Annotated in this window: 8 protein-coding genes; 4 read left to right on the top strand and 4 right to left on the bottom strand. The window is 73.8% G+C overall.

The window, feature by feature from the left end; genetic code table 11:
- On the bottom strand, window positions 1-10,528 hold a 10,528-nt coding region (locus tag MJ876_RS21895), incomplete at its 3' end, for a hypothetical protein (RefSeq protein WP_275695082.1).
- A 207-nt stretch (window positions 10,529-10,735) separates the two neighbouring features.
- Between MJ876_RS21895 and MJ876_RS15900 the strand changes: the two genes are divergently transcribed.
- The 3 genes from MJ876_RS15900 to MJ876_RS15890 all read left to right on the top strand — a co-directional run bounded on the left by MJ876_RS15900 (window position 10,736) and on the right by MJ876_RS15890 (window position 13,983).
- On the top strand, window positions 10,736-11,431 hold the full coding sequence (locus MJ876_RS15900; RefSeq protein WP_240237756.1) for a response regulator transcription factor: 696 nt from the start codon (window positions 10,736-10,738) through the stop codon (window positions 11,429-11,431).
- Window positions 11,432-12,871 (top strand): HAMP domain-containing sensor histidine kinase, encoded by a 1,440-nt coding sequence (locus MJ876_RS15895; protein WP_240237755.1) that lies wholly within the window; start codon window positions 11,432-11,434, stop codon window positions 12,869-12,871.
- Window positions 12,872-13,071: 200 nt separating this feature from the next.
- A complete protein-coding gene (locus MJ876_RS15890) occupies window positions 13,072-13,983 on the top strand; it encodes a hypothetical protein (protein WP_240237754.1) in 912 nt (303 codons plus the stop codon).
- A 3-nt stretch (window positions 13,984-13,986) separates the two neighbouring features.
- Here the strand turns inward: MJ876_RS15890 and MJ876_RS15885 are convergent, their stop codons facing one another.
- The 3 genes from MJ876_RS15885 to MJ876_RS15875 form a co-directional block, all read right to left on the bottom strand.
- Window positions 13,987-14,472 (bottom strand): cupin domain-containing protein, encoded by a 486-nt coding sequence (locus tag MJ876_RS15885; protein ID WP_240237753.1) that lies wholly within the window; start codon window positions 14,470-14,472, stop codon window positions 13,987-13,989.
- Between the two features lie 5 nt (window positions 14,473-14,477).
- Window positions 14,478-14,768, bottom strand: a complete 291-nt coding sequence (locus tag MJ876_RS15880) for a DUF4287 domain-containing protein (RefSeq protein ID WP_240237752.1) — start codon at window positions 14,766-14,768, stop codon at window positions 14,478-14,480.
- A gap of 89 nt (window positions 14,769-14,857) precedes the next feature.
- Window positions 14,858-15,055, bottom strand: a complete 198-nt coding sequence (locus MJ876_RS15875; protein WP_240237751.1) for a hypothetical protein — start codon at window positions 15,053-15,055, stop codon at window positions 14,858-14,860.
- An 87-nt stretch (window positions 15,056-15,142) separates the two neighbouring features.
- Between MJ876_RS15875 and MJ876_RS15870 the strand changes: the two genes are divergently transcribed.
- Window positions 15,143-16,522, top strand: coding sequence for a S1C family serine protease (locus MJ876_RS15870; RefSeq protein WP_240237750.1), 1,380 nt, complete (start codon window positions 15,143-15,145; stop codon window positions 16,520-16,522).
- The last annotated feature ends 117 nt before the right edge of the window (window positions 16,523-16,639 follow it).

Genomic DNA, 16,639 nt, shown 5'->3' with positions numbered 1-16,639 from the left:
TCGTGTCGCCCGCGTCGACCAGGCCGGAGCCGTTCACGTCGACCGGCTCCGCGGCCCGCTTGTCCAGCGTCAGCACGTCCGCCTCGGCCGTCACCGGCACCCGCACCGTGTCCGGGTCGGAGACCACGTCCACCCGCGGGCCCTCACCCACGCCCGGCGCGGCGCCCGAGGCGGTGGCCGAGTTCGTGACGGCGCGGGCGTCCTCGTCCGCGGCGGTCACGACGTACGGCGCGGACTGCTCGCAGGTGGTGGACTCCCCCGGCTGCAGGGCGTCGGCGGCGCACTCGACCGTGACGGCCGGGTCGGCGTCCGTGAGCATCGCGTCGGTGACGACCAGGTCGGTCACCGGCACGTTCCCGGTGTTGGTCACCCGGAAGGCGTAGGTGAGGGTGTCGCCGGCGTCGACGATGCCGTCGCCCTCGACGTCGTCGATCCCGCCGGCGGGCAGCGACTTGTCGATCTCCAACGACGGCGCGGGCACGCGGGTGGGGGTCGACGTCACGTCGGTCGGCGAGGTCACGGCCTCGTCGTCGGGGTCGAGCCCGACGGCGGTGGCCTCGTTGTCCACGGAGCCGGCGCGCTCGTCGGTGGTGGTCACGACGTACGGCCCGTCGGCCGCGCAGGTCGTCGAGGCACCCACGGCCAGGGCGGTGTCCTCACAGGTCACACCCACGGCGGGCACGAGCCCCGCGAGCAGCTCGTCGTCGATCCCGACACCGCTCACCGGCACGTCACCCTCGTTCGTCACCACGAACGAGTACGCGATCGTGTCACCGGCGTCGATCGCCCCCGAACCGTTCACGTCCACCGCGTCGGCGGACTTCTCCACGCCCAGCGCGGGCGCCGGGACGACGACGGGGGTGGTGGTCGTGTCCTCCGGCGAGACGACGTCGTCGCCGTCGGGGTCGGTGGCCGTCGCGGTCGCCGTGTTCACGACCTCGCCGGCGTCCTCGTCGGCGGCGGTGATGCGGTACGGCGCGTCGGCCCTGCAGGTCGTCGTCCCGCCGTTCGCCGCGAGGGTCGTGTCCTCGCAGGTGACGGTGGTCGCCGGGGCAAGCCCGGCGAGCAGCTCGTCGTCGACGACGAGGCCGGTCACGGGGACGTTCGAGTCGTTGGTGACGGTGAAGGAGTAGGCGACGGTGTCGCCGGCGTCGGTCAGGCCCGAGTCGTTGGCGTCGACGGGCGCCGCGGCGTCCTTGACGAGCGTGAGGCCGGTGACGGGCGCGGTGACCGTGGTCGACGTGCCGTCGGCCTCCGAGGCGACCGGGGTGTCCGCCGGTCCGCGGACCGCGCGGGCGGTCGCGGCGTTGTCGACGGACCCGGCGGCCTCGTCGGCCTCGGTGACGACGTACGGCGCGTCGGCGGCGCAGGTGGTCGTGTCGCCCGCGACGAGACGGTTTCGCTCGCAGGTGACGGTGACGGGCGGGGTGGCGCCGGCGAGCAGCGGGTCGTCGACCCGGACGCGCCGCAGCGTCACGTTGCCCTCGTTGGCGACCGTGAAGGTGTAGCTGATCTCGTCACCGGCGTCGGTGAGGCCCGAGCCGTTGACGTCGCGGACCGACGCGGCCTTCTCGATCACCAGGTCAGGCGCCGGGGCGACGACGGGGGTCGTCGTCGAGTCCTCCGGCGAGGTGACCTGGCGGGCGGGGCCGGTGCCGACCCCGGGCGCCGTGGCACTGGCGACGGCGGTGTTCGTGACCTCGCCCGTGGCCTCGTCGTCGGCGGTGACCACGTAGGGCCGCGAGGCGGCGCAGTCCGTGGCCGCGCCGGGCTCGAGCTCGTCGGCGTCGCAGGTGACGGTGATCGGCGGGTCGACGGCCGCGAGCGTCGGGTCGGAGACGGCGACGTCCGTGACGGGGACCGTGCCGGTGTTCGTGACCCGGAACGTGAAGGCGATGGTGTCGCCGGCGTCGGTCTGGCCCGACTCGTCGACGTCCACGGGGTCCGCCGCGGTCTTCTCGAGCGACAGGCTGCGCACGGGCTCGACCACGCGGGTCGTGGTGCTCGCCGGCGGCGAGGTGACGACGTCGTCGGCACCGTCCGGGCCCGTCGCGGTGGCGGTGGCGGTGTTGACGACCTCACCGGCCCGCTCGTCGGCGGCGGTGACGACGTACGGCGCGGCGGACTCGCAGGTCGCCACGGCGCCGGGGGCCAGACGGGCCGAGGGGCGGCAGACGACCTCGCCCAGCAGCGGGTCGGCGACGGTGACGCCCGTGACCGGCACGTTGCCGTCGTTCGTCACCCGGAAGGTGTAGGCGATGGTGTCGCCCTCGTCGGGCAGGCCCGAGCCGTTGACGTCGACGACGTCGCCCGCGGTCTTGGTCAGCGACAGGACGGTGTTCTGGCGGACGGTCGGCGTGGTCGTCGAGTCCTCGTTCGAGGCGACGGGGTCGCCGTCGGGGTCCTCGCCCCGCGCGGTGGCGACGTTGAGGACGCGTCCGGCCCGCTCGTCAGCGGCGGTGACGACGTAGTCGCTGGCCGGCGCGCAGGTGGCCTGCTCCCCCGGGGCCAGGCGGTCCGGGGTGCACGTGACGGGGTCGGCCGGGTCGGCGTCGTCGAGCACGGGGTCGTCGACGGTGATCGCCGCGACCGGCACGTTGCCTTCGTTGGTGACCGTGAAGGTGTAGGCGATGGTGTCGCCCGCGTCGGTGATGCCGGAACCGTTGACGTCGACGGGGTCGGCGGCGACCTTGTCCAGGGTCAGCACCGGGGCCTGGCGGGTGGTCGGGAGGTTGACCGAGTCGGGGTCGGAGGTCACGTCGGGACGGGGGCCCCGGCCCACACCCGGCGCGGTCGCGGTGGCGGTGGCGGTGTTGGTCAGCACACCGGCGTCGACGTCCGCGTCGCTCACCTCGTAGGCGGCGTACGCGGTGCAGGTGGTGTCGTCGCCGGGGGCCAGCTCGGTCTGCTCGCACGAGACGGTGATCGCGGGGTCCTGCGAGGACAGCAGCCCGTCGTCGACGGCCAGGTCGGCGAGGGGCACGTCGCCGGCGTTGGTGACGGTGAAGGTGTAGGTGACGAGGTCCCCGGCGTCGACGAGGCCGGAGTCGTTGACGTCCTCGGTCGAGGCGTCCTTCTCGAGGGCGAGCGCGGGCGCCGGGGTGGCCACGGGGGTGCGCGTGGTGTCCGGCTCCGAGTCGACGTCGCCGTCGTCGGGGTCCAGCGCGCTCGCGGTCGCGCGGTTGAGCACGCGCCCGGCGAGCTGGTCGCTCGTCGTGATCTCGTACGGCGCGTCGGCCGTGCAGGTGGTGCTCGCGGCGTCGCCGTCCACGGCGAGGGCGGTGGCGTCGCAGGTGACGTCGATGTCCGCGGCGGCCAGCAGCGGGTCGTCGACCCTCAGCGAGGACAGGGGCACGGTGCCGGTGTTGGTGACGGTGAACGTGAAGAGGACGGTGTCGCCGGCGTCGACGAGTCCGGAGCCGTTGACGTCGTCCGGGGTGCCCGCGGTCTTCTCGAGCTCCAGCGCGGGGGCCGGGGTGGCGACCTCGACGGTGGCGACGTCGGTGTCGGCGACGGTGTCGCCGTCGGGGTCGGCTGCGCGGGCGGTCGCGGTGTTGACGACCTCGCCGGCCTGCTCGTCGCCCTCGGTGACGACGTACGGCTCGTCGGCGGTGCAGGTGGTGCTGCCGCCGTCGGCGGCGAGGGTGTCGGCCTCGCAGGTGACCGCCCCGAGCAGCGGGTCGGACACGGTGAGGTCCCGCAGCGGGACCGTGCCGTCGTTGACGACCGTGAAGGAGTAGCCGACGGTGTCCCCGGCGTCCACCAGGCCGGAGTCGTTGCGGTCGACCGGGGTGCCGGCGGTCTTGGTGAGCGTGAGCCCGGTGACGGGCAGGTCGACCGCGGTCTCGGTGCTGTCCTCCTCGGAGCGCACCCGGTCGCCGTCGGGGTCCTCGCCGCGCGCGAAGGCCGTGTTGGTGACGCTGCCGGTCTGCTCGTCGTCCGCGGTGACGGTGTACGGCGCGAGCGGCAGGCACTCGAAGGTCTGGCCGACCGGGATCGTGACGTTCTCGCAGGCCACGTCACCGACGAGGGGGTCGACGACCCTCAGGACGGTGACCGGCACGTTGCCGGTGTTCTCGACGAGGAAGCGGTAGGCGATGGTGTCGCCGGCGTCGGTGAGGCCGGAGCCGTTGACGTCGACGGGGTCCCCCGCCTGCTTGTCGACGGCCAGGGACGGCGCGGGGACCGCCACCGGCGTGGTGGTGCTGCTCGGGCCGCCGTCCACCCGGGCGCCGTCGGGGTCGGTGCCCCGGACGCGCGCGGTGTTGACCAGGTCGGTGCCCTCGTCGGCCGTCGTGATCGTGTACGGCGCCGCGGTGCAGGTCATGGCGCCACCGGCGGCGAGGCGCGCCTGCGGGCAGGTCACGCCGCCGGGCAGGAGGTCGTCGGTGACGGTGATCCCGCGGACGGGGACCGTCCCGGTGTTGGAGACACGGAAGGTGTAGGCCACGGTGTCGCCCGCGTCGACGAGCCCGGAGTCGTTGACGTCGACCGGGGTCCCGGCCCGCTTCTCGATCGCGAGGGCGGGCTCGCCGTCGATGACGGGTTCGCTGGTGGCCACGGCCTCGTTGGAGGTGACGGTGCCGCGCGGCCCGGTGCCCTCGGCGGTCGCGGTGTTCACGACCTCGCCGGCGTCCTCGTCGGCCTCGGTGACGACGTACGGGCCGTCCGCGGTGCAGGTGGTGCGCGCGCCGGGCGCGAGGACCGGCTCGTCGCAGGTCACGGCGACCGCGGGGTCGGAGTCGGTGAGCAGGTCGTCGACGATGCGGAGGTCGCGGACCGTGACGTTGCCGTCGTTGCTGACCTCGAACGTGTAGGTGATCTCGTCACCGGCGTCGGGGAGGCCCGAGTCGTTGACGTCGACCACGTCGGAGGCGGTCTTGCGGAGGGTGAGGACAGCGGCCTGCTCGGTGACGCCGACGTTCACCGTGTCGGGGTCGGAGGCGACGTCGGCGCGAGGTCCGGCGCCGACACCGGGGGCGGTGCCCCGGGCGGTCGCGGTGTTCGTGACCCGGGCGGCGTCCTCGTCGTCGGCGGTCACGACGTACGGCTCGTCGGCGGTGCAGGTGGTGTCCTCGCCCGGGGCGAGCTCGGTGGCCTGGCAGGTCACCGCACCGGCGAGCGGGTCGTCGACGGTGACGTCGGTGATCGTGAGGTTGCCGGTGTTGGTGACGACGAACGTGTAGGCGATCTCGTCGCCGGCGTCGGTGATGCGGGAGTCGTCCACGTCGGTGACGGTCGCGGACTTCACGACGTCCAGCTCGGCGTCGCCGAGGGTGGTGCGGGTGACGGTGCGGTCGTCCGGTGAGGTGACCGGGCCGCCGTCGGGGTCGACGGCGGTCGCGTCGGCGAGGTTCGTGACGCGGCCGGCGACCTCGTCCGCGGCGGTGACGACGTACGGCGCGTCGGCGGTGCAGGTCGTCGAGCTCGTCGCGGGGGAAGTGCCGAGGCGCGTCGCGTCGCAGGTGACGCCGATCGGGGTGGGCTGGCCCGCGAGCAGCGGGTCCTCGACGGCGAGGTCGTCGAGCGGGACGTTGCCGGTGTTCGTGACCGTGAAGGTGTAGAGGATCTCGTCACCCTCGTCGGTGGTGCCCGAGCCGTTGAGGTCGGTCGTCGTGGCGGACTTCTCGAGGACGAGCGCGGGGTCCGGCTCGACGACCGAGGTGGTGGTGGAGGACGCCGCGGAGCGGATCGTGCCGGAGCCGGGGGCCTCGGCGACGGCCGTGGCGCTGTTGCGGTACTCGCCCGCCTCCTCGTCGTCGGCGGTCACGACGTACGGCGTGACGGTCTCGCACCCGGTGCTCTCGCCGGGGGCGAGGACGGTGACGTCGCAGGCGACCGAGCCCACGGTGGGGTCGTCGATCCGCAGCACCCGCACGGGGACGTTGCCGGTGTTGGTGACCTCGAAGGTGTAGTCGATCTCGTCCCCGGCGTCGACGAGGCCGGAGTCGTTGAGGTCGCGGGGGCGGCCCGCGGTCTTCGTCATCGACAGGCCGGGGGCCGCGGTCGCGACGGGCGTGCGGGTGGTGTCGGTCCCGGAGACGACGCGGTCGCCGTCCGGGTCGGTGCCGGTCGCCGAGGCGGTGTTGACCACCTCGCCGGAGGTCTGGTCGGCGGGGGTGATCGTGTACGGCCGGTCGGCCTCGCACTGCGTGGTCTGGCCCGGGGTCAGCCGGGTGCGGCCGCAGGTGACGGGGCCGGCCAGGTCGTCGACGACGGCGACGGAGCCCACCGGCACGTTGCCGTCGTTGGTGACGGTGAAGCGGTAGGGGACCCGGTCACCGGCGTCGACGAGGCCGTTGCCGTTGGCGTCGACGGGGGTGCCGGCGGTCTTGCCGAACCGCAGGGACGGGGCGGGCACCGTGGTCGGCGTCCGCGTGCCGTCCGCCGGGGAGACCACGCGTCCGGCGTCGGGGTCGCGGCCGGTGGCGGTGGCGGTGTTGGTCACCGCGCCGGCGCGCTCGTCGGCGGCGGTGACGACGTACGGCGCGTCCGCGGTGCAGCTGGTGCTCGCCCCCACGGCCAGGGCGCGGGTCAGGCAGGTGACGCCGGTGCCCGCGCCGGCCAGCAGCGCGTCGGAGATCGCGACGTCGGTGATCGGCACGGTGCCGTCGTTGGTGACCGTGAACGAGTAGGTGATCCGGTCGCCCGCGTCGACCAGGCCGGAGCCGTTGCGGTCGTCCGGGGTGCCGGCCGTCTTGTCCACCAGCAGGGCCGGGGCCGGGGTGGCGACCGGGGTGCTGGTGGCGTCCGTGGCGGAGCGGACCGCCGCGCCGTCGGGGTCGACCGCGCGGGCGGACGCGACGTTGTCGACGGCGCCGGCGGCCTCGTCGGCCTCGGTGATCGTGTACGCCGGTGCGGTGCAGGTGCGCGTCGCGCCGGGGAGCAGGCGGCCGGTGGGGCAGGTGACGCCGGCGGCGAGCAGGTCGTCGTCCACCCGGACCTGGCGCAGGCCGACGTTGCCGGTGTTGGTGACGACGAAGCGGAAGGTGAGGGTGTCACCGGCGTCGGTCAGGCCGGAGCCGTTGACGTCCACGGGGTCCGTGACCTGCTTGTCGATGGTCACGGCCGGGGCGCCGGCGACGACCGGGGCGACGGTGGCGGAGGCGGTCGGGGAGGTGACGGGGTCGCCGTCGGGGTCGATCCCGCTCGCGGTGGCGACGTTGACGGCGGCACCCGCGGCCTCGTCAGCCTCCGTGATGACGTAGGGGCGGTCGGTGACGCAGGTGGTCGACGCCCCGGGGGCGAGGCGGAGCGGCTGGGTGCCCTGGCAGGTGACGGGCGGGGCGCGGGGGTCCGTGATCGTGACCTGGCGGACCGGGACGTTGCCGTCGTTGGTGACGGTGAAGCGGAAGGTCACGGTGTCGCCGGCGTCGGTGAGGCCCGAGTCGTTGACGTCGACCGGGTCGTCGGCGCGCTTGGTGAGGCTGAGCACGGCCGACTGCGCGGTGGTGGGGACGTTGACGGTGTCGGGGTCGGAGGTGACGTCGCCCCCGTCGGGGTCGTCGCCCGTGGCGGTCGCGGTGTTGGTGAGGACGCCGGCGCGCTCGTCGTCGGCGGTGACGACGTACGGCGTGTCGGTGGTGCAGGTGGTGCGCTGGCCGACGGCCAGGGTCACGTCGAGGCAGGTCACCGCGCCGACCAGGTCGTCGTCGATCGCGACGGAGCGGACGGGCACGTTGCCGGTGTTGGTGACCACGAAGACGTAGTCGACCTCGTCGCCGGCGTCGGTGATGCCGGAGCCGTTGACGTCGACGACCTCACCGAGGCGCTTGTCGAGGGTGAGGTCGGGCGCCGGGAGGGTGACGGTGTCGGTGACGGAGTCCGACGCCGACTGCACCGAGCCGCCGTCGGGGTCGCGACCCGTGGCCGTCGCCGTGTTGACGACCCGGCCGGCGGTCTCGTCGTCCTCGGTGACGGTGTAGGCGCGGCTGGTGGTGCACTCGGTCGAGGCGCCCGGGGCGAGCGTCGTGGAGGCGCAGCCGACGGTGATCGCGGGGGCCTGGCGGGCCAGCAGCGGGTCGGCGACCGCGACGGCGGAGATCGGCACGTTGCCGGTGTTGGTGACCGTGAAGGCGTAGCGGATCGTGTCGCCGGCGTCGGTGAGGCCCGAGGAGTTCCGGTCGACGGGCGCGGCGCCGCGCTTGTCGATCGCCAGCGACGGCGCCGGGGTGGTGACGCTCGTGCGCGTGGTGTCGGACGGCGAGGTGATCGTCCCGCCGCCCGCGGCGGTGGCGCTCGCCGTGGCCGTGTTGGCGACCGCTCCGTTCGTCTGGTCCGCCGCGGACACGACGTAGGGCGTGGTGGTGGTGCACGTGGTCGAGGCCCCGACGGCGAGGGCCGTCACGGGGCAGGTCGTGGCGCCCACCTTCGGGTCGTTGATGACCAGCCCGGTCACCCGCACGTTGCCGGAGTTCGTGACGACGAAGCGGTAGGCGATCGTGTCGCCCCGGTCGGTGATGCCGGAGCCGTTCGTGTCGGTGACGGTGCCGACCTGCTTGTCGAGGGTCAGGCCGGGGTTGGGGACCGTGATCGGGGTGGAGGTCGAGCTGCGGTTCGACGTGACGGAGGCGCCCCCGGGCGAGCTGGCCGTCGCGGTCGCGGTGTTGTCCACGGCGCCGGCGGTCTGGTCCGCGGCGGTGATCGTGTACGCCGCGGTGGTGCGGCAGGTGGTCGTGGCACCGGGCGCGAGGGACGTGGCGTCGCAGGTGGTCGCGCCGACCTTGGGGTCGCTGATCGCGAGCCCGGTCAGCTGCACGTTGCCCGTGTTGCGGACGTCGAAGGTGTACGCGATGCGGTCGCCGGCGTCGACGAGGTCGTTGCCGTTGGCGTCGACGGGCGTGCCCGCCCGCTTCGTCAGCGCCAGCGACGGCGCCTGGGTGATGGTGGTGCTCACCGAGTCGCTGGCCGTGGCGTTGGGCAGGCCGGTGGCCGTGGCCGACGCGGAGGCGGTGTTGTCGACCCGTCCGGCGTTCACGTCGGCCTGCGTGAGGGTGTAGGTCACCGAGGTGCAGGTGCGGGTGGCACCGACCGCGAGCGTGCCGGTGCCGCAGGTGACGGGCCCCACCTTGGGGTCGGTGACGGTGACGTTCGAGACCGGCACCGTGCCGGAGTTGGTGACCGCGAAGTCGTAGCGGACGGTCGACCCCGCGGTGTTGCCGCTCGGCGTGCCCGCGGTCTTGTCGAGCGTGATCGCCGAGACCTGGGCGGTGTTGGTGAAGGTGCAGACCACGTTGGCGCCGGCGGACCCGCTGGCCGGCATCGTGAACTGCCCGCTGGCGCCGGTGCCGCTGGCCACGACCGCGTTGCCGGCGCTGACGTTGACGCAGCTCCACGCCCGCGTGTAGCCGTTCTGGCTGGTCGACGCCTCCCGCGTCCCGCTGCCGGACTCGCTGATCGTGTAGGTCGTGCCGGAGGTCCCGAGGACCGGGCCGGCGTACTCCGCCGCGACCTGGTCCTGGACGCCGGTCTCGTTGCCCTGCGTGGTGCCGGTGTTGTTCCCGGACCCGAGGTTGGCGCCCGTCACCGACACCGTGGCCTGGTCGCCCGCCGCGGCACGGCCCTGGGGGAAGCTCTTGCGGACGACGATCGTGCTCGGTCGCGCGCACGAGGCGAGGTCGACGCTGGCGGCCGCGGTCGACAGGGTCCGGGTGTTGAGGACCGTCCCGGTGCCGGGCTGGACCTCGAAGAGCTGCTGCTGGCTGGCCAGGTAGAGCAGTCCGTTGCCCGCGAACGCGATGCCGTTCACGGCCTGGTCGCTGGGGGTCGTGATGGTCGACAACCGGGACCCGGTGAGCGCGACGGGGGTGGCCTGGGCCGTGGTGGGGATGGCCTCGTTGATCGCCGTGAGGACGTTCGTGCCGGCGGCGCCGCCCGTGACGTAGAGGCGGCCGAGCTGGTCGAAGGCGAAGTCGCCGTTGGCGCCGCCGGCCGGGACGGTGCCGCGGGCGACGAGGCCGATCGAGGTGTTGGTGACGGTGTTGAAGCCGTAGACGCTGAGGGTCGCGGTCCCGCCGGCGACGTTGGAGAAGCCGCCGTAGTAGTAGAAGTTGTTGGCCGGGTTGACGGCGCCGTGGGTGACCTCGGCGCCGGCGACCCCGGCACCGAGCGCCGTGGTCGCCTCCGTCGAGCGCAGGTGGCGGTAGACGGTGCGGCCGGTGCCGCTGTTCGCGGGCAGGACACCGAAGACGGCGCTGCCGTCGTCCGTGATGCCGAGCCCGTTGAGGTTGCCGGTGGCGTTGGCGATGTCGAAGGTGCCGACGGTCGTGAGGCCGCCGGTCCCGGTGTTCACCGACCAGATGTCCCGCGGGCTCTGCCCGCGCAAGGCGTAGACGCTGCCGCAGTCCAGGGGGGCGGCGGCGGCCGCGGGCGGCGGCGGAGCGACGGCGACGGTGACGACGCCGAGCCCGGCGGCGAGCAGGCCGAGGACGACCGTCGTGGCGACGCGTCGGCGCAGGGCACGTCCGCGGAGCGGCAACCAGTCGCGCCGCCCCGAGGGGTGGCTGGGGAACCTGCTGGCGCGTCGCAACCGAGTGTCCTTCCGAATCCCGGCGTCCGGGCTCCCCAGGACGCCGGTCCCCGGTCCGAGCCACCGGTGACGAGGTGAACGTAGGCAGGCCGCGGGGGGGCTTGTCATCGGTTCGGCAAAAAAACTTCTGAAAACAGATGTCTGACTTTTTTTGCGGCCGCGCCGCGCTCTCAGCGGACCCTCAGGCGTGTCCGGCACCATGAGGCCGTGGACACGCCGCGCGTACTGGTCGTCGAGGACGACAAGGCGGTCCGGGAGTCGCTGCGCCGGTCGCTGGAGTTCAACGGCTACGAGGTGGCCACCGCCGGGGACGGCGCCGAGGCCCTCGCCGGGATCGCCCGGGTGCGACCCGACGTCGTCCTGATGGACGTGATGATGCCGCGCCTGGGCGGGCTGGAGGCGACGCGCGCGCTGCGGACCGCCGGCAACGACGTCCCGATCCTGGTGCTCACCGCCCGCGACGCCGTCGGTGACCGCGTCGAGGGCCTGGACGCCGGGGCGGACGACTACCTCACCAAGCCGTTCGCGCTGGCCGAGCTGCTGGCGCGGGTCCGGGCGCTGCTGCGTCGCCGGTCGGCGGCCGGTGGCGAGGAGGACCTCGACGAGACCCTGACCTTCGCCGACCTGACGATGGACGTCGCCAGCCGCGAGGTCACCCGGGCCGGACGCTCGATCGAGCTGACCCGCACCGAGTTCTCCCTGCTCGAGCTGTTCATGCGCCGGCCGCGGCGGGTGCTGGAGCGCGCGTTCATCCTCGAGGAGGTCTGGGGCTACGACTTCCCGACCACGGCCAACTCCCTCGAGGTGTACGTCGGCTACCTGCGCCGCAAGACCGAGGCGGAGGGCGAGTCCCGCCTGCTGCACACGGTGCGCGGCGTGGGCTACGTCCTGCGGGAGGCCTGAGTGTCGGCCCCCGCCCGCCCGGTCGACCAGCAGCAGCACAGCGGGCTCGGCGGGCACGGCGGGCTCGGCGGGCTGGTCGCCAAGCGGTGGCACTACCGCCGCTCGCTGGCGAGCCGGGTCCTGCTGCTCACCACCCTCGCCGTCGGCCTCGCGGTGGCGTTCATGGCCGCCGCGGCGTTCGTCACGGTGCGCACGCAGATGCAGAGCACCCTCGACTCGAGCCTGCTCGAGCGGGCCGGGAAGGTCAGCGACGGGCGGGTCTACTCCGAGCTGGCGGGTGCGACGGCGCTGCCGCCGTGGGCGCAGGGCGCCTCCGACGTCCGCATCGTCTTCGTCACCACCGACCGCCGGGCCACCCTGACCGACGACCTCGGCCCGCTGCCGCTGGGCGGGCCCGAGCTCGCGGTCGCGAACCGTCAGAGCGACTCCTCGGTCCGCACGATCGTCGACTCGTCGGGCCAGCGGCTCCGCGTCGCCGCCGTCCCGGGCGGCCCGGGCGAGGCGGTCGTCGTCGCGTCGAGCCTGGACCCCCAGGAGCAGGTGCTCGGCAAGCTCGCGATCGTGCTCGGCCTGATCGGTGCGGCCGGTGTCGTGGCCGCCGGCCTGTCCGGCTGGGGCGTCGCCCGCAACGGCCTGCGCCCGGTGCGGCGTCTGACCTGGTCGGTCGAGCGCATCGCGCGCACCGAGGACCTGCGGCCCCTGCCCGTCGAGGGCCACGACGAGATCGCACGGCTGGCGCGGTCGTTCAACGAGATGCTCGCCGCTCTCGCCGCCTCCCGCGACCGGCAGCGCCGCCTGGTGGCCGACGCCGGCCACGAGCTCCGGACGCCGCTGACCTCGCTGCGCACCAACGTCGACCTGCTGGCCCAGGCGGACGCCGCCGGGGGGCTGCCGCCGCAGGCCCGCGAGGAGCTGCTCGACGACCTGCGCGCCCAGACCGAGGAGCTCACCACCCTCGTCGGCGCCCTCGTCGAGCTGGCCCGCGACGAGCCGCTCCCGCCCGTGGTCGAGACCGTCGACCTCGCCGAGGTCGTGGACCGCGCGGTCGTCCGCGCCCGACGCCGCGCGCCCGACGTCCGCTTCGAGGTCTCGCTCGAGCCGTGGCTGGTGCGCGGGGAGTCCGACGGCCTCGAGAAGGCCGCCCTCAACCTGCTGGACAACGCCGCCAAGTGGTCGCCGACCGGGGGCGTCGTCCGCGTGACGCTGCACGAGGGCACCCTGCGCGTGGACGACGAGGGGCCGGGGATCGCCCCCGACGACCTGCCCCACGTCTTCGAGCGCTTCTGGCGCTCCGAGGAGTCCCGCTCGATGCCGGGGTCCGGCCTCGGCCTCGCGATCGTGCGGCAGGTGGTCGACCGCCACTCGGGGACCGCCACGGCCTCCGCGTCACCGATCGGCGGGGCCCGGCTCGAGATGTCCCTGCCCGGCCGGCCCGTCTAGGTCGACGAGGGCCGAGGGAGCAAGGGCCCGACCCGACGGTCACGGGGTGCCGACGGGCCGAGCCCGGCCCGGCAGCGTCTCCCCCCCGGGTTCGCTGCCGAGCCGTGCACCACGGTACCGACCCCTCTTTCACGTGCACGGGCCAACAAGTGTGAAGAACGGGCTGTCTGGGTACACCCCGGCTGGCAGAGTGGGTCGTGATGGACGGTGATCCCGGGGTTCATACGCGGTTCTCGCGTGCCCTCACCGGGGCCATCGAGCGTTCCGGGCTGTCGCTGCTGGGCATCCAGGCCCGCCTCGCCGAGCGCGCCGTCCCGGTCAGCGTGGGCGCGCTGAGCTACTGGCGCTCCGGGCAGAGGCGGCCCGAGGGCCCGCTGTCGCGGCAGGTCGTGGACGAGCTCGAGAGCGTGCTCGGCCTGGCCACCGGTGAGCTGTCGCGGTGGCTCGGGCCGTCGCGGCGGTCGGGTCCGGTGCGCGAGCGGACGTCGTACGACGAGCTCCTGGACGTCCCCGCGCTGACGGGACCGGTCGCGGAGCACCTCGGCTCGCTGGGGCTCCTCGACTCCCAGGACCGTCTCGTCGAGGTCAGCGTCCACTCGACGGTCGACGTCGACTGCGACCGCGAGATGACCCACCAGGCCTCGCGGTTCCTCTTCCGGGCGGTCAGGGCGCAGGTCGCGACCCTGCCGATCCTGCTCACCAACGACGGCATGCCGTTTCCCGAGGCGCCCCGGCTGCTGTCGCTGCGCGGCGGGCGCGTGGGCCGGTCGATCCTGGACCTGTCCGCCGGCGTCGCGGTGTGGGAGGTGCTGCTGCCCCGTCCGCTCGACGTCGGCGAGACGGTCGTCGTCGAGCACGACCTCGCCCTGCCGCGCCTCGGCGAGGGGACCGAGGCCCTGCGCTACGAGCAGTACCTGGTGAGGTCGGTCCGCGACGTCCTGCTGTGGGTGCGGTTCGACCCCGAGTGCCTGCCGAGCTCGTGCGAGACGTACCAGCGGCAGGCCGGCCACGCGGAGGAGGTCCGCAGCGTCGACGTCGACCCCGGTGGCGGGCTGCACCACACCGCCGCCGGGATCGGGCCCGGCGCGTTCGGCGTCCGCTGGACGTGGTGAGCCTCAGACCATGTACTGGTCGTGCTCGGCGAGGAACGCGGTGTACTCGTCGGCCGTCATCGGCTCGCGGCGGGCGAGGGTCTCGAAGTAGAGCTCGCGGGGCCCGCCCGGAGCGAAGCTGAGCAGCATCGAGGCCCGGTCCGCGCCGCGGAAGCCGTGGATTCCGCCCTCGGGCACGTAGAGGTAGTCCCCGGGCCGGGCGGTGACCCACGTGTCCCCGTCGTACAGGCGGACCTCGCCGGACAGCACGTAGAAGTGCTCCGACATCGTGCGGTGGAAGTGGGGGTCGGGCCCGGACTCGGCGTCGCCGAAGGTCCAGCGGTAGAGCCCGAAGCGGCCCTCGGTCTGGTCGCCGGTGGCGAGGTACTCGCACGTGCCGACGTCGGGGCGACCGAGGTCGGGCGGGGTGTCGCTGCGGCGCATCCACGCGCTCGCCTCGCCGCCCTCACCGTGGTAGGTCGGGGGCGGGTAGGGCCTCGGCAGCGACATGGCGCTCAGCCTGCCCGCCGTGCGGCGATGCCGTCGAGCCTCAGCGCGGTCGACTCGTCGCGGTGACTCCCCGTCGTCCCGACGTGCTTGTCGCTGATGGTGGGGCCGTTCTTGAGGACGTGCACGAACGGCATCCCGTGCCCACGCCCGAGGTCGAGCTCCGCCTTCAGGAACGCCAGGACGTCCCCGGCCTTCGACTCAGGGCCGAAGCCCTGCGCCTCGATCAGGTCGAGGATCTGCTGCGGGGTACGCCCGGTCTTCTTCTCCGTGCCGTCGAGGTAGGCCTGGAAGGACATCGTCGTCTCCTGTCGTGGGGTTCTGCCCTCACCGACCCTCGTACGGCCCCGGACTCATCGCCGCCCGGAAGCTCGTCGAGACCCCACCCTCAGAGCCCTTCGACCCCCAGCACGACGAGGTGCGCGGCGAAGCAGACGAGCGCCGCGGCGAGCAGCCGCCGTCCGGTACGGGTGGACGTCGGGTCGGGGCGGGTCGCCGCCCCGGCAGGCCGCCGGGACGCGCGGTAGGCCACCACCATCGCCGCGAGCAGGAACGCGTTGGCCAGCAGCAGCGTCCCGACCCTCATCTCGCCACGGTAGCCACGCCCTCGGCCTGACAGTCCGCAGGCGAAAGATGGGGTTCGCGCGACCGCATCTGGGTGATGATGTGCGCCATGAGCGACCAGCAGCGTCCGCCGCAACCCCAGCAGCCCGGCCAGCAGCCCGGCCAGGGGTGGCAGCCCCAGCAGCCGCAGCAGTACGGCGGCCAACAGCCGGGGCAGTACGCCGGTCGCCGCGTGCAGCAGACGGCGCGCTACCCGCAGCAGGGCTACCCGCCCCAACAGGCGCCCCAGCAGCAGGCACCCCAGCAGTGGGGTGCTCCCCCGGCGCAGCCGCCGTCGGGGCACCGCCCGGACTCCGGGCGCAGCAGCGGCCGCGGCAAGGGTCTCGGCGCGGGCCTGCTGGCCGGAGCACTCGTGCTGGGCCTCCTCGGCGGGGTCGGCGGCGCCGCGGCGTGGGACAACATCAAGCCGGGCAACGAGGTCGACGACATCGTCAGCGGCGGCACTGTCGACACCGACGAGGTGGACCTGTCCGGCGTCAACCCGGTCGACATCGTCACCGTCAACCAGGTCTCGAGCGAGGTCCTGCCGACCGTCGTGAAGATCGACGCCCGCGACGGAGAGGGCGGCGGGGGCTCCGGCTCGGGGATCATCCTCACCTCGGACGGCGAGATCCTCACCAACGACCACGTCATCGCCTCGGCGAACACCGAGGGCGGCTCGCTGACGATCTCGTTCGACGACGGCACGCTCGCGCCGGCGACGATCATCGGCACCGACCCCGCGACGGACACCGCCCTCATCAAGGCCGAGGGCATGAGCGACCTGCCGGTGATCGACGTCGGATCCTCCGACGCCACCGAGGTCGGTCAGGCCGTGGTGGCGGTCGGGTCGCCGTACGGCCTGCAGTCGACCGTCACCGCGGGCATCGTCTCCGCGCTGCGCCGTCCGATCGTGATCCCGTCGGTGGAGGACCCCGACCAGAACAGCGTGTACGGCGCCATCCAGACCGACGCCGCCATCAACCCCGGCAACTCCGGCGGCGCGCTGGTCAACATGGGCGGCGAGCTGATCGGCATCAACTCCTCGATCGAGCTGGCCCGCAGCAGCGAGGGCAGCGGCGACCTCGGCAGCATCGGCATCGGCTACGCCATCCCCGTCGACGACGTGAAGGACATCGTCGAGGAGATGCGCAACGGCGAGACCCCCACCCACGCCCGCCTCGGCGTCGCGACGAACGACGAGCTGACCGAGGAGGACGTCCCCAGCGGCGCCCTCGTCTCAGAGGTCGAGTCCGGCCAGGCCGCCGAGGAGGCCGGCATCGAGGAGGGCGACGTCATCACCCGCCTCGGCGACATCCCCGTCATCAGCTCCAACGGCCTCATCGCCGCCGTCTACGCGTTCCGCCCGGGCGAGACCGCCGACGTGGTGGTCGACCGGGACGGCGAGCAGCAGACGCTGTCCGTGACGTTCGGGTCGGACGCGGAGTAGCAATCCCGCGAGTCATACCGCCCAGACAGGCGCGGCTGTCATACGCCCACGGCACGCTCCGGCGCGACCGCAAGGCCCTTTGCGCGTCACGCGCGAGCGGGGGCTCCTCACGCGCGT

Origin of the sequence: Nocardioides sp. CFH 31398, from assembly GCF_022436705.1 — a bacterium.
Taxonomy (GTDB): Bacteria; Actinomycetota; Actinomycetes; order Propionibacteriales; family Nocardioidaceae; genus Nocardioides.
Note: the sequence above shows the minus strand (reverse complement) of the source record. Positions and strands in the feature narration are given on the sequence as shown.

Excerpts from the sequence above, each read along its gene's own strand:
- MJ876_RS15875 (WP_240237751.1), bottom strand. The coding sequence starts at position 15,055 with ATGAGGGTCGGGACGCTGCTGCTGGCCAACGCGTTCCTGCTCGCGGCG.
- MJ876_RS15870 (WP_240237750.1), top strand. The coding sequence starts at position 15,143 with ATGAGCGACCAGCAGCGTCCGCCGCAACCCCAGCAGCCCGGCCAGCAG.
- MJ876_RS15885 (WP_240237753.1), bottom strand. The coding sequence starts at position 14,472 with ATGTCGCTGCCGAGGCCCTACCCGCCCCCGACCTACCACGGTGAGGGC.
- MJ876_RS15880 (WP_240237752.1), bottom strand. The coding sequence starts at position 14,768 with ATGTCCTTCCAGGCCTACCTCGACGGCACGGAGAAGAAGACCGGGCGT.
- MJ876_RS15890 (WP_240237754.1), top strand. The coding sequence starts at position 13,072 with ATGGACGGTGATCCCGGGGTTCATACGCGGTTCTCGCGTGCCCTCACC.